At 64.4% G+C, this 19,719-nt stretch carries 18 protein-coding genes; 7 read left to right on the top strand and 11 right to left on the bottom strand.

What is annotated here, in order from left to right; all coding sequences use genetic code 11:
- Positions 1 to 104 precede the first annotated feature (104 nt).
- The 3 genes from AB1K63_RS10700 (at position 105) to AB1K63_RS10690 (ending at position 2,295) form a co-directional block, all read left to right on the top strand.
- A complete protein-coding gene (locus tag AB1K63_RS10700; RefSeq protein ID WP_366960129.1) occupies positions 105 to 791 on the top strand; it encodes an EI24 domain-containing protein in 687 nt (228 codons plus the stop codon).
- On the top strand, positions 788 to 1,222 hold the full coding sequence (locus tag AB1K63_RS10695; protein WP_366960128.1) for a hypothetical protein: 435 nt from the start codon (positions 788 to 790) through the stop codon (positions 1,220 to 1,222). The genes AB1K63_RS10700 and AB1K63_RS10695 overlap by 4 nt, the downstream gene beginning before the upstream one ends.
- Before the next feature lie 86 nt (positions 1,223 to 1,308).
- Positions 1,309 to 2,295: a hypothetical protein gene (locus tag AB1K63_RS10690; protein ID WP_366960127.1), complete on the top strand. Its 987-nt coding sequence runs from the start codon at positions 1,309 to 1,311 to the stop codon at positions 2,293 to 2,295.
- On the opposite strand, the gene AB1K63_RS10685 is transcribed toward AB1K63_RS10690, so the two are convergent.
- From AB1K63_RS10685 to AB1K63_RS10645, 9 genes are all read right to left on the bottom strand, one after another.
- Positions 2,292 to 2,660 (bottom strand): iron-sulfur cluster assembly accessory protein, encoded by a 369-nt coding sequence (locus tag AB1K63_RS10685; RefSeq protein ID WP_366960125.1) that lies wholly within the window; start codon positions 2,658 to 2,660, stop codon positions 2,292 to 2,294. The genes AB1K63_RS10690 and AB1K63_RS10685 overlap by 4 nt on opposite strands.
- Positions 2,660 to 3,178 (bottom strand): SUF system Fe-S cluster assembly protein, encoded by a 519-nt coding sequence (locus AB1K63_RS10680; RefSeq protein ID WP_366960124.1) that lies wholly within the window; start codon positions 3,176 to 3,178, stop codon positions 2,660 to 2,662. Before AB1K63_RS10680 ends, AB1K63_RS10685 begins: the two co-directional genes overlap by 1 nt.
- Before the next feature lie 11 nt (positions 3,179 to 3,189).
- Entirely contained in the window at positions 3,190 to 4,416 is a 1,227-nt protein-coding gene (locus AB1K63_RS10675) for a cysteine desulfurase (protein WP_366960123.1), read from the bottom strand.
- A complete protein-coding gene (locus AB1K63_RS10670) occupies positions 4,413 to 5,171 on the bottom strand; it encodes a SufD family Fe-S cluster assembly protein (protein WP_366960122.1) in 759 nt (252 codons plus the stop codon). Before AB1K63_RS10670 ends, AB1K63_RS10675 begins: the two co-directional genes overlap by 4 nt.
- Positions 5,168 to 5,920, bottom strand: a complete 753-nt coding sequence (sufC, locus tag AB1K63_RS10665) for a Fe-S cluster assembly ATPase SufC (RefSeq protein WP_366960121.1) — start codon at positions 5,918 to 5,920, stop codon at positions 5,168 to 5,170. The genes AB1K63_RS10670 and sufC overlap by 4 nt, the downstream gene beginning before the upstream one ends.
- Positions 5,920 to 6,465: a DUF559 domain-containing protein gene (locus AB1K63_RS10660; protein WP_366960120.1), complete on the bottom strand. Its 546-nt coding sequence runs from the start codon at positions 6,463 to 6,465 to the stop codon at positions 5,920 to 5,922. The genes sufC and AB1K63_RS10660 overlap by 1 nt, the downstream gene beginning before the upstream one ends.
- 195 nt (positions 6,466 to 6,660) lie before the next feature.
- Positions 6,661 to 8,157 carry a Fe-S cluster assembly protein SufB gene (gene sufB / locus AB1K63_RS10655; protein ID WP_366960119.1) on the bottom strand — a complete coding sequence of 499 codons (1,497 nt, stop codon included), beginning with the start codon at positions 8,155 to 8,157 and terminating at the stop codon, positions 6,661 to 6,663.
- Positions 8,154 to 8,576 carry an SUF system Fe-S cluster assembly regulator gene (locus AB1K63_RS10650; protein WP_366960118.1) on the bottom strand — a complete coding sequence of 141 codons (423 nt, stop codon included), beginning with the start codon at positions 8,574 to 8,576 and terminating at the stop codon, positions 8,154 to 8,156. Before AB1K63_RS10650 ends, sufB begins: the two co-directional genes overlap by 4 nt.
- A gap of 66 nt (positions 8,577 to 8,642) precedes the next feature.
- Positions 8,643 to 10,415 carry a DUF885 domain-containing protein gene (locus tag AB1K63_RS10645; protein ID WP_366960116.1) on the bottom strand — a complete coding sequence of 591 codons (1,773 nt, stop codon included), beginning with the start codon at positions 10,413 to 10,415 and terminating at the stop codon, positions 8,643 to 8,645.
- A gap of 367 nt (positions 10,416 to 10,782) precedes the next feature.
- Between AB1K63_RS10645 and AB1K63_RS10640 the strand changes: the two genes are divergently transcribed.
- The 4 genes from AB1K63_RS10640 (at position 10,783) to AB1K63_RS10625 (ending at position 18,875) form a co-directional block, all read left to right on the top strand.
- The gene (locus AB1K63_RS10640; RefSeq protein ID WP_366960115.1) at positions 10,783 to 11,817 is read left to right on the top strand and encodes a quinone-dependent dihydroorotate dehydrogenase; all 1,035 of its coding nucleotides are present in this window, start codon (positions 10,783 to 10,785) and stop codon (positions 11,815 to 11,817) included.
- A gap of 10 nt (positions 11,818 to 11,827) precedes the next feature.
- Positions 11,828 to 13,552 (top strand): gamma-glutamyltransferase, encoded by a 1,725-nt coding sequence (gene ggt / locus AB1K63_RS10635; protein ID WP_366960113.1) that lies wholly within the window; start codon positions 11,828 to 11,830, stop codon positions 13,550 to 13,552.
- Between the two features lie 109 nt (positions 13,553 to 13,661).
- Positions 13,662 to 15,467 carry a long-chain fatty acid--CoA ligase gene (locus tag AB1K63_RS10630; protein WP_366960112.1) on the top strand — a complete coding sequence of 602 codons (1,806 nt, stop codon included), beginning with the start codon at positions 13,662 to 13,664 and terminating at the stop codon, positions 15,465 to 15,467.
- Positions 15,468 to 15,713: 246 nt separating this feature from the next.
- Positions 15,714 to 18,875 (top strand): amidohydrolase family protein, encoded by a 3,162-nt coding sequence (locus tag AB1K63_RS10625; protein ID WP_366960702.1) that lies wholly within the window; start codon positions 15,714 to 15,716, stop codon positions 18,873 to 18,875.
- 9 nt (positions 18,876 to 18,884) lie between these two features.
- Here AB1K63_RS10625 and AB1K63_RS10620 read toward each other — a convergent pair whose 3' ends face one another.
- Positions 18,885 to 19,412, bottom strand: a complete 528-nt coding sequence (locus AB1K63_RS10620) for a hypothetical protein (protein ID WP_366960111.1) — start codon at positions 19,410 to 19,412, stop codon at positions 18,885 to 18,887.
- 114 nt (positions 19,413 to 19,526) lie between these two features.
- The gene (locus AB1K63_RS10615; protein WP_366960110.1) at positions 19,527 to 19,697 is read right to left on the bottom strand and encodes a CsbD family protein; all 171 of its coding nucleotides are present in this window, start codon (positions 19,695 to 19,697) and stop codon (positions 19,527 to 19,529) included.
- Positions 19,698 to 19,719 lie beyond the last annotated feature (22 nt).

Below are 19,719 nucleotides of genomic sequence, written 5' to 3'. Positions count from 1 at the left end.
AAAGGAAGTTGCCGCGCGCCTAGCGGCCTGTCGTCGCCGCGCCAAGGCCCCGTCTGGCAGCTTGTCGATTGACTTTTCGGGTCGAGCCGCTCCACTCACAGGCGATGCTCACGCTCGCCAACGCATTCGGACGCGCAATCGGCCAGCTGGGCGATCCGGCAATACTGAAAGTCTTGGCCAAGAGCATCGCGCTGACGATCGCCGCTTTCGTCGCGTGCGGATTTGCGGCCGGTTTCCTTGTCGATGCACTGTTCGACTACTGGAACTTCGGCTTCGGTCCGCAGGCGGGCGCCATCGTGGGGATACTCCTGACGCTCGTGGGAGGATGGCTTCTGTTTCGCCTCGTCGCGCTGGCAGTCATCCAGTTTTTCGCCGACGAGGTCGTGCTGGCGGTGGAGCGCAAGCACTATCCTGATCTCGTGGCCAATATCCGCAACCGGCCCTTCGTCGACGAATTGCGCAACTCGGTGCGAAGCACGGTCAGGGCGCTGGGGTTCAACCTCTTGGCGCTGATCCTTTCCATCCCCCTGGCCGTCACGGCCGTCGGTCCGCCGCTCGTGTTCTTTGCCGTCAATTCGTGGCTTCTGGGGCGCGAGTTGCAGGACATGGTATGGTTGCGGCATCACGACGGATCGGATGACCTGCAACCTCTCGGTCGCGCCCGCCGCCTGGCGCTCGGCGGGGTCACGGCCGGGCTGCTCGCGATCCCGTTCCTCAACCTAGTCGCGCCCGTTCTGGGCGCGGCTGCCGCCACTCATCTCGTCCATCGACGTTCCGGAGCCACCCCGTGAAATCCAAACTCGCATTGCTTCTCCTCCCGGGCCTCGCCGCTTGCGCCACCGCCGTTCCGCAGGGCCAGCCGCGAGTTCCGGTGGATCGACCGCCCCCGGTGGAGGTCGCCCCGCCGCCGACACGGCCGCAGGTGCCACGTCCGGCCGATCGCGATCCCAACGCGCCAAGAGTCATGAACCTGCCCGGACTGGAGGGCGTGATCGGAGCGAACGCATCGTCCCTCGTCTCGCAATTCGGCGAGCCCCGACTCGACGTGCGCGAAGGCGATGCGCGAAAGCTGCAATTCTCCGGCGACCGGTGCGTGCTCGACGTGTTTCTCTATCCCTTGCGCCAGGGGGCGGAACCGAGCGCGACCTATGTCGATGCCCGCCGCAGCTCCGACGGGCTGGATGTCGATCGGGCGGCCTGCGTGTCGGCGCTCCGCCGCTGATCGACGCCCTATCGCTAACCCGGATTTAAGCAAATCGGCCGATATTGCCGCGCTCAACGTCCATTCATTCGGGGGCACGAGCGGCGATGACGGCATATTTCGGCGATCTGGCGCGGAACGCGGGCCAGGACGGCTTTATTTCCGCAGATGAAATCCTGCAGCTTCGGCGCGCGGGCTGGGGCGATGACGGAAAGATAACGCGCGCGGAGGCGGAGGCCATCTTCGCCGCCGATCACGCCAATACCATGCCGACCGGAGCCTGGACCGATTTCATGGTCGAGGCGATCGGCGAATTCGTCATCAACGGGACCGAACCGCGCAACTACGTTTCCGACGAGGAGGCCGAGTGGCTGATAGCCCAGTTAGATGGCGACGGTCGGTTCTGCACCATGACCGAGCTGGAGTTGCTCGTCCGCATCCTGGAGCGTGCTTTCAATATACCTGAAACGCTGAAAGCCTACGTCCTTGCGCGAATTGAGGAAGCGGTATTGCACGGCGAAGGTCCGACGAGGCAGGGAGGTTCTCTCAATCCGTCGGGCATTACCGCCGTCGAAGCGGAGATATTGCGCCGGGTGATCTTTTCGTCCGGCGGCGATCGCCCCGGCGCCGTCGGTCGTCGCGAAGCGGAAATGTTGTTCAGGCTCAAGGAAGCGACCGCGAACGCGGACAACGCGACCGAATGGAAGGACGTCTTCGTGAGGGGCGTCGGTAGCTACCTGCTGGGCTTTTCCGGCCCCAGCGCACAGATCAGCCGCGAGAGAGCGCTTGAGCTGGAAGCCTTCATGGCTGACGGTCGGCACGGCGTCGGTCGCTTCATGGGCAGCCTCCTGAAGGCACTGCCCGGAAGCTTCGGGAACCTTGGCGCAGGAGTCGGCGAAGCTGTCGATTCCGTCTTCGATCGCGACCGCATGGCGGAGAGGCGAGCACGGCATCTCGCGGGGCAACAAACCTTGGATGCCGCCGAGCAGGGATGGCTGGAACGGGCAATCGCCGCGGACGGGAAAATCGATGCCTATGAAAGCGCCCTGCTGGATTTCATCATGGCCGAGCAGGAAAGCGGGCCGAAAGCCTAGACCATGAAGCTTTCGCCGCAGCCGCACGCACCCTTGGCGTTCGGGTTCTCAAAGGTGAAACCGGCGGAAAAATCGTCCTCGACCCAATCCATGACGCTACCCACGAGGTAGAGAACGCTCGCGCCATCGATGTAGAACGTGCCGCCGGGCGTTTCGATTTTCTCATCGAAGCTTTGCTTTTCGGAGACGTAGTCCACGGAATATGCGAGACCGGAGCACCCGCGCCGCGGCGTCGAGAGCTTGACTCCGATCGCATCGTCGGGCGCCCTCGCCATCAGTTCGGCTATTCGCGCTTCCGCGGCATCGGTCAGGACGACCGCGGCCGGGCGTTCGCGCGTCTTCGTTGCTTCGTCTGTTGCGGCCATCACAGCATCCCCAGTTCGAGCCGTGCCTCGTCGCTCATCTTGTCGGGGCTCCATGGGGGATCCCAGACAAGATTGACCTCGGCATCGCGCACGCCGGGCACAGAACCTGCGCGCAACTCGACCTCGGCCGGCATGGATTCGGCGACCGGGCAATGCGGCGTCGTCAGCGTCATGGTGACTACCACCTCGCCGTCCTCGGTCGCATCCACGCCGTAGATGAGGCCAAGATCGTAGATGTTGACCGGAATTTCGGGGTCGTAGATTTCCTTCAGCGCATCGACGACGGCCTGTTGCAGCGGACCGCCGGGGCCGCCGTTTCCGGCTTCTTCCGGCTTCTTCGCCAGGAATCCTTCGAGATAGTCGCGCTTGCGCTCCAGCTTCTCGCTCGCGGTCTCCGCATCCGGATCGACAGCATCGGAAACCCGGGCTCGCGGCGGTTTCGCCGGCGCTTGCGCCACGACCTGCTCCGTGGGCGAGGGCGCTGCGACGAAGTCCTTTTCCTCGGTTGGCTTGTTCATCTCGTTCATTCCTAGGCGAATATGGTCTGCGTGCGTTCGATACCGCGCAGGAGCGCCTCGATATCGCTTTCGTCGCTGTAGAGGCCGAAGCTGGCGCGGGCGGTGGCGGGGACGTCCAGATGCTCCATCAGCGGCTGTGCGCAGTGGTGTCCGGCCCGGATTGCGACGTTTTCCTCGTCCAATATGGTGCCGAGATCGTGCGGGTGAACCCCTTCCATGACGAAGGAGACGATCCCCGCACTCCGCTCCGGGCCGACCAACCGGATGCTATTGAAGCGCTTCAATTCGTTTCTCAGCTGCCTGGCGAGACCGCTTTCGTGTTCGAAGAGGCCTTCCATGCCCCCGGCGCCGGCCACGTCCTCGACGTAATCGATGGCAGCCGCCAGCGCGATCGCTTCGGTGATCATCGGCGTTCCCGCCTCGAAGCGCTGAGGCGGCGGCGCCCAGGTGCTGCGTTCGAACGAGACCTTCTCGATCATCGAACCGCCGCCCTGGTAGGGCGCCATCGCGTCGAGCAGTTCCTCACGCGCCCAGAGCACGCCGATGCCGGTCGGTCCGTAGAGCTTGTGGCCCGAGAACACGAAGAAGTCGCAGTCGAGTTCGCCCATGTCGAGCCGCATGCGGGGTGCGGACTGACACCCGTCGAGCAGCAGTTTCGCCCCCACCGCATGGGCGGCGCGGGCGGCACGTTTCGCGCCGAGGACAGAACCCAGCACGTTGGACACGTGGGCGAGCGCGACGATGGCGTGCCGTTCGGTCAGATTGGCTTCCAGCCAGTCGAGATCGACGAGACCATCCTCGGTCAGCGGGCAGACATCGATCGTCGCGCCGGTTCGCTGGGCCAGCAATTGCCACGGCACGATGTTGGAATGGTGCTCCAGCATGCTGAGCATGATCCGATCGCCCGGGCCGATATTGGCATCGCCCCAGCTGCTCGCGACCAGGTTGATCCCTTCGGTCGCCCCCTTCGTGAACACCACTTCCGCTTCCGCCCCGCCAATGAACTCGGCGACGCGGCGCCGCGCGGCCTCGTAACCCAGCGTCATCCGCGCGCTGCGGCCATAGACGCCGCGATGGACGGTCGCGTAATCCTCGCCCAGCGCGCGAGACATCGCATCGATGACCGCCTGCGGCTTCTGCGCGGTGGCCGCCGTGTCGAGGTAATGCCAAGGCGATCCGTCCGGCATCGCAAGGCCGGGGAAATCGGCTTTACGCGTGTCGATCGCCGTACCGGTCACAGCTGCGCGTCCATCGTGGCAATCGCGATGCCGAGCAGGCGCTCGCGCTCCGCCTCGTCATCCAGGCCGACGAAAGCGTCGGCCAGGAAGGCGCGGACCAGCAGGCGCTTCGCGGCTTCGGGCGGGATGCCGCGCGCCGCCATGTAGTAGCGTGCCGCCTCGTCCAGCCGGCCGACCGTCGCGCCATGCGCACATTTCACGTCGTCGGCGAAAATCTCCAGCTGCGGCACGGTGTTGGCGCTCGCGCCCTTTTCCAGCAGCAGCCCCTTGAAATCCTGCGCCGCGTCGGTCTTTTGCGCATCGCGCACCACATCGATCCGGCCGAGAAAATTGCCGGTGCCGCGTCCCCAGTGGACGCTGCGCACGACCTGGTTGCTGGTCGCTTCCGGCTCCTCGTGCGCCATGCAGGTGACGAATTCGCGCGTCGTGTTCCCGCCGCCCAGAGTGACGCCGCCGAATTCGAAATGGCTGCCGCGGCTCGCCGTCACGACGACCTCGATCCGGCCGAGTTGCCCGCCGGCGTTCACGGCAAACAGTTCGCAGCGGGCCTTCTCGCCCAGCTTCACGCGGATGCGCCGCAGTTCGACGCCGTCCTCGCTGTCGAGAACGAGCGTATCGCGGAACGTCTCGCCTGCGGGCACTTCGATATCGCGCCAGTCGTCGAACCGGCCGAGATCCATCCCGGCCAGCGCATCGACGTCCGAATAGCGCCAGGCTTCGTCCTTGCGGGTGGGGAGGATGACGCTTTCGCTCAAGCCACTTCCCCCATCACCGCGTCGTAACCCTCTTCCTCGAGCTGGACGGCGAGTTCCGGACCGCCGGTGCGCACGATCCGCCCGCGCGACAGGATGCTCACCTTGTCGGGCTTCACCACTTCGAGCAGCCGCTGGTAATGCGTGATCAGGAGCACGCCCTTGTCGGGCTGGCGCATGATGGCGTTGATGCCGTCCCCGACGACGCGCAGGGCATCGATGTCGAGCCCGCTGTCCGTCTCGTCCAGCACGGCGAAGGCCGGGTCGAGAATGCCCATCTGGACCATTTCCGCGCGCTTCTTCTCACCGCCGGAAAAGCCGACATTCACGTTGCGCTTGAGCATTTCCATGTCGAGCTTCAGCAGGCCGGCCTTTTCCTTCGCCAGCTTCAGGAATTCGCCGCCCGAGAGCGGCTCCTCGCCGCGCGCGGTGCGCTGCGCGTTCAAGGCCTCGCGCAGGAACTGGACGTTGGAAACGCCGGGTATCTCGACCGGGTACTGGAACCCCAGGAACAGGCCGGCGGCGGCGCGTTCGTGCGCTTCCATCCCGAGCAGGTCCTCGCCGCCGAACTGCACCGATCCACCGGTCACTTCGTATCCCGGTCGGCCGCCGAGGACGTAGGCCAGCGTCGATTTGCCCGCACCATTGGGGCCCATGATCGCGTGGACCTCGCCTGCGGGCACTTCCAGCGTCAGCCCGTCGAGGATCTGCTTGCCGTCGATTTCGGCGGAAAGGTTGTCGATTTTCAGCATCAGTCGTTCCGTTTTCTGCGCGGCGGACCGTTACCGGCGCGATCGTAGCGCGGCGCGGTCTGGCGCGGGTTCTTGGCATTGTGTTCGCGGCGGGCCTGCTTCTTGTCCTCGATCCGCAGGCGCATGCCTGCCGTGATCCGGGCGAGCACAGCATCCATGTTTTCCAGGATATCCTCCGCCTTGATCCGCATGATGCGGATGCCGACGGCTTCCAGGCTCTTGTCCCGGCGCTTGGCGAGGGCATCGTTCTGGTCCGGTTCGTCGATCGCGATGGCCATGCCGAGCTTGTGGCAATTGAAATCGACGATGGCGCTGCCGACCACGGCGTGCCGGGTGAAGGTGTAGGGGCCCATGTCGGCGTCGGCGAAACGCCTCGCCAGCGCCTTGTGCGCCTCCGACGAATGACGACGCAGGTCGCGCGCCCGCTCGTGCAGCGCATCGAGCCGCTTCTCGGAGATTTCCCAGCCACGGCCCCGCTTCTTGATCGCGGGGGCTTCGTCGGCATCCGAGGGTTCGCGGAGATTGAGGGTCTTGCGGTCAGTCATGCGATTTTCTCATCCAGATGAGATAAATGGCAACCATCGTGGCTGGGGGCCCGAAAAGGATGAGCGAAATCAGGGCGTTTCCGACATAGTAATCTGTGAGCGTCCCGAACGCGAATTCCCACATCAACCATATCGAGGTGATGGGGGCGAGAACGATCCATATTGCTGCGATCATTCCAATTGCGCGCTGAGCCATCACCCCACGCTCCCTTCGAGCGAAATCGCCAGAAGCTTCTGCGCTTCGACGGCGAATTCCATCGGCAGTTCCTTCAGCACTTCCTTGGCGAAGCCGTTGACGATCAGGGCCATGGCCTGCTCCTCGTCCAGCCCGCGCTGCATCGCGTAGAACAGCTGGTCGTCGGAGATCTTGCTGGTCGTCGCCTCGTGCTCGATCTGCGCGCTGGGGTTCTTTACCTCGATATAGGGCACGGTGTGCGCGCCGCATCTGTCGCCGATCAGAAGGCTGTCGCATTCGGTCCGGTTGCGCACGTTTTCCGCGTTCGGACCGATGCGTACCAAGCCGCGATAGGTGTTGTTGGACTGGCCCGCGCTGATCCCCTTGGAAATGATCGTGGAGCGCGTGTTCGGCGCATTGTGAACCATCTTGGTTCCCGTATCCGCCTGCTGGTGGTTATTCGTAACCGCGACGGAGTAGAATTCGCCCACGCTGCCTTCGCCATTCAGCACGCAGGAGGGGTATTTCCACGTGACCGCGCTGCCGGTTTCCACCTGAGTCCAGCTGATCTTCGACCGCGCGCCCTGGCACAGGCCGCGCTTGGTGACGAAGTTGTAGATCCCGCCCTTGCCGTCGGCATCGCCGGGATACCAGTTCTGGACGGTCGAATACTTGATCTCCGCATCGTCCATCGCGACCAGCTCCACCACGGCGGCGTGTAGCTGGTTCTCGTCGCGCATCGGCGCGGTGCAGCCTTCGAGATAGCTGACATAGCTGCCCTTCTCCGCCACGATCAGCGTGCGTTCGAACTGCCCGGTATTTTCCGCATTGATGCGGAAATAGGTGCTGAGCTCCATCGGACAGCGCACGCCTTCGGGGATGTAGACGAAGGTCCCGTCGGAAAAGACCGCGCAATTCAAAGTGGCGAAGTAGTTGTCGCGCTGCGGCACGACCTTGCCGAGCCACTTCTTCACCAGCTCCGGATATTCGCGGATCGCCTCGCTGATGGACAGGAAGATGACGCCCGCCTTCTTCAGTTCCTCGCGGAAGGTCGTGGCGACACTGACACTGTCGAACACCGCATCGACGGCGACCTTGCGCGCACCCTTCACGCCGGCGAGCACTTCCTGCTCCCCGATCGGGATGCCGAGCTTGTCATAGACCCGCTTGATCTCCGGATCGAGCTCGTCGAGCGACTCCAGCTCTTCCTTCTTCTTCGGCTCGGCGTAGTAATACGCGTCCTGGTAGTCGATCTTCGGATAGCCGATCTTGGCCCAGTCCGGCTCTTCCATCGTCTGCCACAGGCGGAAGGCCTTGAGCCGCCATTCGAGCATCCACTCGGGCTCTTTCTTCTTGGCCGAAATGTACTTCACCGTGTCTTCGGTGAGGCCCTTGGGCGCGAATTCGGTGTCGATGTCCGAATGCCAGCCGAACTCGTATTCGGCGGCGCGCGCCGCAGCTTCCTTCGCCGCGGCATCCGTTTCCGGCCTGTCCTGAATGTCGATATCGTCGCTCATGCCATTTCCCGTGTCATTTCCGGCGTGCCCGCAAGCCGCGTCAGTGGAATGTCCGCCAGCGCGCCGCGCAGGGCTTCGTTCACGATCGGCCAGTGCGGCTTCACGCTGCAATTGGAGTGGATCGCGCAGTCGTCGCCCTCCACGCAGCTCACCAGCGCGATGGGGCCTTCGATCGCCTCCACGATCTCGGCCAGGCTGATGGCTGCGGCCGGCCGCGCCAGCTGCAATCCGCCGCCGACGCCCCGCGTGGAGCGCAGCAGCCCCGCCGCCGTCAGCTTGCTGACCACCTTCTGCACCGTGGGTGCCGGCAGGCCGGTTTCCTCCGCCAGTTGCCCGGACGAAACGCGCGCCCCGCCGCAATGGCGGGCGGCCGCGCTCATCGTGACGACGGCGTAGTCTGCAAGGTTGCTGAGGCGCATGCGATCGAAATCGGAGCAATTCGCTCCGATTTCAACCGGAAACCGATTGTTGCGAGTCGTTAGCGTTTATTCGCCCATGATCGCAGGCGCCGTGGACCGGTTGCCTCTGGTCTCGGCAACCCATGCCTCGACGTTCTCTTCCATCAGGCTGAGCGGGACCGGCCCTGTCTTCAGGATCGCGTCGTGGAAGCCCTTGATGTCGAACCGGTCGCCCAGTTCGGCCCGCGCCTGCTCGCGCAGCTCCATGATCTTGAGCTTGCCGATCATGTAGGCGGTCGCCTGGCCGGGATAGACGATGTAGCGCTCGATCGCCTTGCGGATGTCTCCGTCGGGATTGGGCGTGTTGTCCGTCAGGTACTGGATCGCGCGTTCACGGCTCCAGCGCTTGTGGTGGATGCCGGTATCCACGACCAGTCGACAGGCTCTCCACAGCTCCATCCCCAGCCGGCCGAAGTCGGAATACGGGTCGGTATAGAAGCCCATGTCCTTGCCGAGCTCCTCGGAATAGAGGCCCCAGCCCTCTGAATAGGCGGTGATCCCGCCGAAGCGGCGGAAGGGCGGCACGTCGCCGAGCTGGGTCTGGATCGACAGCTGGAGATGGTGGCCCGGCAGCCCTTCATGATAGGCGAGCGCTTCCAGCTCGTTCCGGCTCATGTCCTTCAGGTTGTAGAGATTGACGTAGTAGGTGCCCGGCCGCGATCCGTCGGGCGCCGGCCGCTGATAGAACGCCTTGCCCGCGCTCTGTTCGCGGAACGCCTCGACCGGCTTGATGACCAGCGGATCGGTCGGCAGGGTCGCGAAGAATTCCGGCAGCTTCGCTTCCATCGCGTCCAGCTTCGCCTCGGCATCGGCGAGGTAGGCTTCGCGCGTATCATAGTAGAACCGCGGATCGGTGCGGGTGAATTCGAAGAAATCCTGCAGATCGCCTTCGAACCCCACCTGCTCCATGATGGCGCGCATCTCGCCATGGATCCGCTCGACCTCGCGCAGCCCGATCGCGTGAATCTCGTCGGCGGTCAGGTCGGTGGTGGTGTAGTTCTTCAGGAGCGCCGCGTAGTAGGCATCGCCGTCCGGGAACCGCCAGACGCCGTCGTCGGTCGGCGCGATCGCCTGCTGTCGCTTCATCTCGGCGAGGAGGCGTTCGTAGGCGGGCCGCGCCTTTTCGCGCCATGCCTGCCGCGCGGCACCCTGCGTGATCTCCTTCTGCATGTTCGAGATGTCGAGTTCGCCGACCTTTTCCGCAAAATCTTCGAGGATCGCGTTCTCGTCACCCGCCTCGAGCAGGTTCTCGATGTCGGAAATCACATAGGCGTAGACCCAGGCCGGCGGCATGATGCCATCCGCGGCCGCCTCGCGCGATTGATCGGTCAGCGTGTCCAGCGCCCGCTCCATGCCGGTGATCCGGTCGACATAGTCAGTCGCCTGCTGGAAAGTGGACACCGAATGGATGTTGATGAGGAACGCCGGCAACTGGCTCTGCGCGCCGTTCATCTGGTCGAAGGTGTAGCCGTAATCGCGGTAGGGAAAGAGGTTCGCGCTGTTGCGCGCATCGTAATCGAACAGGCGATATGACAGGGCATCCTGCCCCGAAAGGTCTTCGAGCGCATAATTGCTCCGCATCTGGTCCGCGGTGCTCTGCAGCAGGGCTTCCTCCTCGACCGCCGCCGCGTCGGAGAAGTCGCCCCATTTCCCGTAATCGTCGTCGCGAATGCCGCGATAGGCCTTGGACAGCGGCGACAGGGCGAGCTGCGCCCGGTCGTACTCTTCGAAAAGCGTGTCGATATCCGCGCTCGTCGCGGTCTCGGACATTCCCTGTCCGGCCTGTTCGGCAGCCGGCATCGTGGCGCAGGCCGCAAGGGCCAGGGGACTCGCGATCAGGCAAAGCCGGTTCAGACGCATGACATTCTCCCGATTTGATTGCCCCTTCCGGCTAGGGGATCGGAAGGCGGAACGCCAGTATGCCTTCGATGCGGGAATACCGCACAAAAAAGGGGCGGCCCCCGAAGGAACCGCCCGTAAAGTCGACGAACCCCATGCATTTCTGCCCGGGGCCCCTCGGGTCGCACCGTCCAGATAGGGCAGGTCGCGCGATCCGGTATTGTACGGAATCGACATTTTGCGTCGGATCTGGACCTAAACACTGTCTGTCCGTTCGCGTGGCTGCCCTTTCTCGACAGCGACTTGCCGGCTTGGCATAGGCGCGATCATGCTGTTCGACGTCCTGCGCCCCGCGATTTTCAGCCTCGATCCGGAGCGCGCGCATCGGTTGACCATCCGGGCGCTGAAACTGGCACCGCTGCCAGGGACGCCGTCCTATCCAGATGGTTTGGGTATCGAAGTAGCGGGGCTTTCCTTCCCAACACCGCTGGGCCTCGCGCCGGGTTTCGACAAGGATGCGGAAGTGCCGCGTCAGATGATGGCGCTGGGGTTCGGCCACGTCGAAGTGGGGACGCTCACACCCCTACCTCAGACGGGCAATCCGAAACCGCGCCTCTTCCGGCTGGTCGAGGACCGGGCGGTCATCAACCGGATGGGGTTCAACAACAGGGGGCAGGCATCCGCCCGCGAAAGATTGGAGCGACGTACCGCTCCGCGCCGCGGCATCCTCGGCATCAATATCGGCGCGAACAAGGACAGCGAGGACCGTGCCACGGATTACCGTCTGGGTACGCAGGCGATGGCGCCTTACGCCGACTACCTGACGGTCAATATTTCCAGTCCGAACACGCCGGGCCTGCGGGCGCTGCAGGACGCCTCGGCGCTGGAGGACCTGCTCGACGGCGTCATCGAAGCGCGTGGGCGAAGCGGGCCGCCAATCTTTCTCAAGGTCGCTCCCGATCTGGAACCGCGGGATATCGACGATATCGCCCGGATCGGAATCGAAAAGAAGCTGGGTGCCCTCATCGTTTCGAACACGACCATCTCCCGCCCTGCGCTTGCGTCCCGGCATCGTGCGGAAGCCGGCGGTCTGTCCGGTGCCCCGTTGCACGACCTTGCCCTGCAGCGGTTGCGCGATTTCCGGCAAGCTACCGGCGGCACCCTGCCCCTGATCGGCGTGGGCGGCATCTCGACCGCATCCGAAGCATGGCAGCGCATCCGCGCAGGGGCCAGCCTGGTGCAGCTATACAGCGCGCTGGTCTACGAAGGGCCGGGCCTCGCAAAGCGGATCAATCGCGATCTCGCGGCGCTGATGGAGCGGGACGGTTTCAATTCGATTGCCGAAGCGGTCGGAAGCGAATAGCCTTTCGGCCATGTCTTTCCGCACAGGTTTAGCCCTTCTGGTCGGCACTGCGCTTGCCGCCTGCTCCTCCATTACCGCCGAACAGGCTTCCGTCGAAACGGCGCAGGCGCCTCTTCCTGCCGGGGCCGTCTCTGCGGCGGATCCGCGAGCGCAGGCCGCAGGCGAGGAAATACTGCGGCAGGGCGGCAGCGCGACCGATGCCGCGATTGCCGTGATGCTGGCACTGACGGTCGTCGAACCGCAGAGCTCCGGCATCGGCGGGGGCGGTTTCTACCTTTACAGCCAGGGGGACGGCAACGTCGTCTCGCTCGACGGACGCGAAGCTGCCCCCGCGGGTGCGACGCCGAACTGGTTCATCGGACCCGACGGCGAACGCCTGCAGTTCGGCGAAGCTGTCGGCACCGGGCTGAGTGCGGGTGTTCCGGGCAACATCGCCCTCGCCGCCGAAGCGCATCGCCGCCACGGCAAACTCGACTGGGCAACGCTGTTCGCACCGGCCATCTCCCTTGCCGAACAGGGTTTCGAAATGAACCCGCGGCTGCACAATTCCCTCGGCCAGTCCGATACGCGCGCCGGCAACAGCGCCGAAGCGCGCGCCATCTATTACGATGCGGACGGGCAACCGCTGCCGGTGGGATCCACGGTGGTCAATCGGCCGCTCGCGGCGACGCTGCGAACCATTGCGACCGGCGGGCCCCGGGCCTTCTACACCGGCGCATCGGCCAGCCGTATCGCGCGCACGATTGCCGAGGCGACTCCCGCCGGACGGCAACCGATGCAGGTCGGCGATGTCGAAAGCTACGCCGTGAAGGATCGCCAGCCGGTCTGCGGCATGTACCGGGCGTACAAGATTTGCGGGATGGGGCCGCCGTCCTCCGGCGGCGTGGCGGTCCTGCAGATCCTCGGGCAGCTCGAACGCTTCGATCTCGCTTCCCTGGGCATGGACAACCCCGTCACCTGGCATCTCTTCGTCGAGTCACAGCGTCTCGCCTATGCCGATCGCGAGCTTTATATCGGGGACGATGACTTCGTGTCCGTCCCGGTCCGCGGCCTGGTCGATCCCGCCTATCTCGCCCGGCGCAGCGCGTTGATCGACCCCGGCGGCACGCTGGCGCAGGCCGAGGCCGGAACACCCCCCGGCGCTTCGCAAGCGCTCGCGGACGGCGAGGAAGGGCCCGAAGCCGGGACGAGCCATTTTTCCGTGGCCGATGGCATCGGCAACGTCGTCAGCTGGACGTCGACCATCGAAAGCGCGTTCGGGTCCGGCCTGATGGTGGACGGATACTACCTCAACAACGAGCTGACCGATTTCAGTTTCGTGCCCGAAATCGACGGGAACCCGGTCGCGAACCGGGTGGAAGGCGGGAAGCGTCCGCGCAGCTCCATGGCTCCGACGATCGTGTTCGACCCGCAGGGTGAGCCGCTGTTCGTCGTCGGCGCGGCGGGCGGCGGAACGATCCCCGTCCAGACAGCGCGAAGCATAATCGGCGTGATCGATTTCGACCTATCGGTGGAGGAAGCCATCGGGATGCCCTTCATCATGGCATTCGGCGACAGCATCCTGCTGGAACGCGGAACCTGGCTGGAAACATCGGCCGAACGCTTTCGGGCGCTGGGTCACTCGGACCTACAGATCAGGGGCGCACCGGTGAAAGCGGGCGCCATCCTGCGCACTGCGCAGGGATGGACCACCGCGCGCGATCCGCGCCTTTCCGGACAACTGGTAGCCCCCTGAGGCAAGCGACCGGCGCGTTGCGCCGTCCCCTGCCTTGTGGTCGAGCCGCCGAGACCCTAATCGAGAGGAAAAGGTTGCACGCGCAACCAACCGGGTGAGGAGCCGAAACTTGCTGGATGACATCGAGCGGGCGAACAATCTCGTCGAACTCTTCCTGAAGCGTGCCGATGCGAAGGGCGATGCGCCTTTCCTCGGCGCAAAGAAGGACGGGGAATGGCACACGATGAGCTGGCGCGAGGCTGCCGAGAAAGTCTGCCTCTTTGCCGAACATTTGCGGCGGATCGGGCTGGAAGACGGCGACCGCGTCATGCTGGTATCCGAGAACCGACCCGAATGGTGCATCGCGGATCTCGGGATCATGGCGGCCCGGTGTATCTCCGTTCCGACCTACATCACGAATACCGAACGCGATCACCTGCATATACTCGACAATTCGGGCGCGCGCGCGGTCATCGTCTCCAACGACAAGCTCTCGGGCCCGCTCCTGCCGGCCATGATGCGCAGCGGCGTGGCGGAGCACATCATCCCTTTCGAGACCATACGGTCCTACCAGTCGGGTGATCTCGTCTGTCATTCGTGGGATGCCATGACGGACGGCGACGGGGTCCAGGCGCGCAAGCTGGTCGACGAACGCGTGGCCGAAATCAGCCGCAGCCAGACCGCCTGCATCATCTACACCAGCGGGACCGGCGGCGCGCCGCGCGGGGTGATGCAGCATCACGGGGCGATCCTGTGCAATATCCACGGGGCGGCCGAGATCCTGATCAACGATTTCGGGATCGAGGAAGACGAGCGGTTCCTCAGCTTCCTGCCGCTGAGCCATGCCTACGAGCATTCGGGGGGCCAGTTCCTCCCGATCAGTGTCGGCGCCCAGATCTACTATGCCGAAGGGCTGGAGAAGCTGGCGAGCAATATCGAGGAAACCCGCCCGACGATCATGGTGGTCGTCCCGCGCCTGTTCGAAGTGCTGCGGACCCGAATCATGAAGCAGGTCGACAAGCAGGGGGGCGCGGCGAAATTCCTGATGGAGCAGGCTCTCGCGATCGGGGAGCGCAAGGCGGAAAAAGGCCGCACGAGACTGCGCGACAAGCCGATGAACCTGGTTATCGACAAGGCGCTGCGGCCGAAGATCCGCCAGAAATTCGGCGGGCGCATCAAGGCGATGGTGAGCGGCGGGGCGCCGCTCAACCCCGAGGTCGGCGTGTTCTTCGACGCTATGGGTCTCACGATGCTGCAGGGTTACGGCCAGACCGAGGCGGGCCCGGTCATCAGCTGCAATCGCCCGGCCGCTGGCATCGCCATGCATACGGTCGGTCCGCCGATGAAGGGTGTCGAGGTCAAGATCGCGCAGGACGGGGAAATCCTGGTGCGCGGCGAACTGGTGATGAAGGGCTACTGGCAGAACAAGGCCGAAACCCAGCGCGCCTTGCAGGACAGCTGGCTCCACACCGGCGACATCGGCCATATCGACGAGAAAGGCCGGATCGTCATTACCGACCGCAAGAAGGACATGATCGTCAACGACAAGGGCGACAACGTCGCGCCACAGAAGGTCGAGGGGATGCTCACGCTGCAGCCCGAGATTGCGCAAGCGATGGTGGTGGGCGACAAACGCCCTTACATCGTCGGCCTTATCGTTCCGGATGCGGAATGGGCGGTCGAATGGGCGCAGGCGAACGATAAGAAGTTCGACATGGCCCAGTTGCAGGACCTGCCCGAGTTCCGGAAGGCGGTGGGCGAAGCCGTGGCCCGAGTGAACACCGACCTTTCCGTGGTCGAGAAAGTGCGCCAGTTCGCGCTGGCGGACGAGGCGTTCACAATCGAGAACGAGGAAATGACGCCGAGCATGAAAATCCGGCGGCACAAGATCAAGGATCGCTACGGCGATCGGCTCGACGGATTGTATCGAAGCTAGTTTGCCTTTGGCGACAAGGCGGTAGTAGAGCTTCTCGCGACCTGTGGGGAGAAGACTGCCATGACCAAGACGTTCCTGTTCGCCGCTGCGAGCCTGTTTGCGATCCAGACCGCCGCTACGGCTGCGCAGGAGCAGCGCATCCCGCCGGTCGAGGAAACCGAGGTTCCGGAAGACGAGATACTCGGCCCCGAACCGGAAGGCGACGGCCTGCCCGAGGAAGACAGCGGCCAGCCTGTCGATCCCGCGATGGAGACGGAAGAACCGGCCGAGGACGCGGCGTGGGACGTCAGCAATCCTGCGGGCATGACGATCCGCCAGATCCCGATCCGGACGGAGGAGGGGACCTGGATGGACGTGGACGTCTCCCCCGACGGCCGGACCATCGCCTTTTCGCTTCTGGGCGACATCTACACCATGCCGATCGCGGGAGGCTCCCCCACGCGGATCGCGGAAGGCATGGCATGGGAAGTGCAGCCGCGCTTCTCGCCCGACGGGCGCCGCATCGCGTTCACCTCCGATCGTGGCGGGGGCGACAACATCTGGCTGATGAATGCCGACGGCAGCGACATGCGCCAGCTGACCAAGGAGGATTTCCGCCTCCTCAACCAGCCGACATGGTCGCCCGACGGACGGTTCATCGCGGCCAAGAAGCATTTCACGACCGGTCGGTCGCTCGGCACCGGCGAGGTCTGGCTCTACCACGTGAGCGGCGGCGGCGGCGTCAAGCTGGTCGAGCGCCCGAACGAGCAGCACCAGAAGGAACTCGGCGAGCCGATCTACAGCCCGGACGGCAAAACGATTTATTTCACGCGCAACACCACACCGGGCCCGATCTTCGAATACGCGCAAGATTCCACGCAAGGCATCTTCGATATCGAAGCATACGACCTGCGCACGGGGGAAACCACGACCGCCGTTTCCGGCTATGGCGGGGCCGTCCGGCCCACGCCCTCGCCCGACGGACGCCTCATCGCATTCGTCCGGCGGGAACAGGATCAGTCCCAGCTGTGGGTCAAGGACCTCGCCAGCGGAGAAGAACGCCGGATTTACGCCAACCTCGATCTCGACGTGCAGGAGACCTGGGCGGTCACGGGTGTGTACCCGAACATGGACTGGACGCCCGATAGCGAGGAAATCGTCTTCTGGGCCGGCGGGAAGCTGCGCCGGGTCGCCGTCTCAAACGGTGCCGTTCGCGAGATCCCGTTCCGCATCGACGATACGCGCGGCGTGGCCGACGCGCCGCATCCCGTCATCGAAGTCGCGCCCGAACGGTTCGTCACCAGCATCCCGCGTTTCGCGACACTTTCACCCGACGGGCGCCGGGTCGTCTTCGAAAGCATGGGCAAGCTCTACGCCAAGGATGCATCGGGCGGCGAACCGCGCCGCCTTACTGGCAGCGGTGATGCGCTGGAACTCTGGCCCGCATTCTCGCGCGACGGGCGGCGGATCGTGTTCGTTCGCTGGACAGACCAAGGCCTTGGCGAAATCGTGGTCGCGGATGCGAACGGGCGCAACCTTCGCACCGTGACACGCCAGCCCGGCCACTACGCCAGTCCGCAGTTTTCACCCGACGGCGAAACGATCGTCTTCGAAAAGCGCAGCGGCGGTTACCTCACCGACCAGGCCTATTCGGAAAATCCCGGCGTCTACCGCATCGACGCGGACGGCGGCACGCCGCAACTGGTCGCACGCGGAACCGGGACACCGCAGTTCGGGGCGACCGAAGACCGGCTGTTCATGCTGGCGAACGAAGGCGGTGCCTTGCAGCTCGTCTCGACCGACCTCAACGGCGAGGCCCGCCGGGTCCATGCCCAAGGCGAACTCGCGAACGATTTCCGCGTTTCCCCCAATGGTGAATTCGTCGCGTTCCGGCAGAATTACGAAGTGTTCGCCATGCCGCTGATGCCCGGCGGGCAAGCGGTGAGCGTGGCCGAGAACGGTGGCCCGCTCCCTGTCACCAAGGCCAGCGAAGGCGGGGCGGACTATATCGGTTGGACGCGGGACGGCGAAACCCTGCACTGGTCCATGGGGCCGACCCTGTATTCCGTGCGCACGGACGACCTGTTCCGGTCGGCCCCTGCCGGAGAGGCGGACGGCGAGGCCGCCTTCACACCGCCGAGTCAAGGCATCTCGCTCGCCCGGACGGTGGAAGCTGCCAAGCCCGATCGCACGATTGCGCTGGTCAATGCATCGATCCTCCAGATGCCGGCTTCCGGTGGAGAAGGCAGGATCGACCGGGATGGCGTGATCGTGATCCGCGGCGACCGGATCGTTTCGGTCGGTACGCGCGGTCAGGTGGAGATACCGGGCGGTGCCCGCGAAATCGACATGAGCGGCAAGGTCATCATGCCCGGCCTGGTCGATGCGCATGCCCACGGGCCGCAAGGCGTCGGGGACCTGATCCCGCAGCAGAACTGGTCGATGGTGCAGGCGCTGGCCATGGGCACCACCACCATCCACGACCCCAGTTCGAGCGCGAGCATGATCTTCGCCGCAGCGGAGCGCCAGCGGGCCGGGACACTGCTCGCGCCGCGCATCTTCTCCACCGGGGAGATCATCTATGGTGCCAAGTCGCCGAGCGTCTATGCACGCATCGACAATTACGACGATGCGCTGGCGCATGTCCGCCGGATCAAGGCGCAGGGCGGCGTATCGGTGAAGAACTACAACCAGCCGAGGCGCGAACAGCGCCAGCAGGTGGCCGCCGCTGCTCTTGCCGAGAACATGCTGGTCGTGGCCGAGGGCGGATCGCTCTTCGGCATGGACATGAACCTGATCGCGGACGGCAATTCCACGGTCGAACACAATGTCCCGGTCAATGTGATGTACGAGGACGTGCTGCAGTTCTTCAGCCAGAGCCAGTCGAACTACACGCCCACGCTGGGCGTGACCTATGGCGGACTGGCGGGCGATCCGTACTGGCGCCAGACCACCGACGTCTGGCTGAACCCGCTGCTGATGCACACGCCGCCCAAGCAACTGCTGGCCGACAACGCACGGCGTACCAAGGCACCAGAATGGGCTTTTCAGGACGACGACGCCGCACGCGAGGCCAAGAAGCTTGCCGACAGGGGCGTGAAGGTTTCGCTGGGTGCACACGGGCAGCAGGCGGGTGTCGCGGCGCATTGGGAACTCTGGAGTTTCGTGCGCGGCGGAATGTCTCCCGTCGAGGCGCTGCGCGCGGGTACGATCGTCGCGGCGCAATCGCTGGGCATGGCGAACGATATCGGCAGTATCGAGCCGGGCAAGCTCGCCGACCTCGTCGTCCTGGATGCCGATCCGGCCGAGAACATCCGCAACAGCGACCGGATTTCCTCGGTTATGCTCGGCGGTCGGCTCTACGACGCACGCACGATGAACGAAATCGAGACGGGAGACGCGGAACGCCTGCCGTATTGGTGGGAATGATCGGAGCGCTCAGGCGGCGACGCTGTCGATATATTCCGGGAAGAAGGTCGGTCGCCGGACCGACCACCCGGGTGCCGTCGCAGCCGCTTCGCTGAGGGACTGCAGCAGCATCTTGCGGTTGTGCGGTTCGATCTGCGGCAATGCCGCCGCTCCGCAGAACGCGGCGGGAAGCCAAGGTCGGGCCTCGGGACCGAGCAGCCTTTCGTAGAGAAAACGGAAGGCGGAGAAACATTCGATCCTGCCTTGCGCCAGGTCGAAGGCTGCAATGCGGGTCAGCTTGCCGATGAATGCTTCCGCGGGTTCCGATGCAGTCGGGTCCGGTATCGATGAACGCAACGCCTTCAGGTCGTTGTAAATAACGTAGTGGCGCCTGATTCCTACAGTCTCCGATGCGTCCCGCGCCCAGAGGCGGAATGCATCCTGCCTGCCAAGGCCGATGTCCAGACTGCGACGAATGTATCTCTGTTCGGCAGCGGTGAACGCGGCAAACTCCCGCATTTCCGCGATCGCGAGTGAAGCCGTTCCGGTAATCGCCATGACCATTCCCCCTTCTTGGAGGAAGTGTCGCGCAAGATGGTTAACGCCGCGTAAGCGATAAACAAAAAGGGCCACCACTGAGTGCGGCCCTTCTCGGTGGTATCGTGAATTGCGTCAGACCTTGTCGCCCAACGCACCCTTCACTTCGCCCTTGAGGTTCTGCGCCTCGCCCTTGCGTTCCTGCGCCTTTCCTTCGGTCTTGGTTTCCGGATCGCTGGAAGCCTGCTTCGCCTTGCCGGCAACTTCGTTCGCGATACCCTTCGCCTTGTCTGTGAATTCACCCATGATTGAAATCCTTCCTGCGTTT

The sequence above is a fragment of the Qipengyuania sp. JC766 genome (genome assembly GCF_040717445.1).
Taxonomy (GTDB): domain Bacteria; phylum Pseudomonadota; class Alphaproteobacteria; order Sphingomonadales; family Sphingomonadaceae; genus JC766.
The sequence above is the reverse complement of the archived record's forward strand: the minus strand, read 5'-3'. Positions and strand labels throughout refer to the sequence as shown.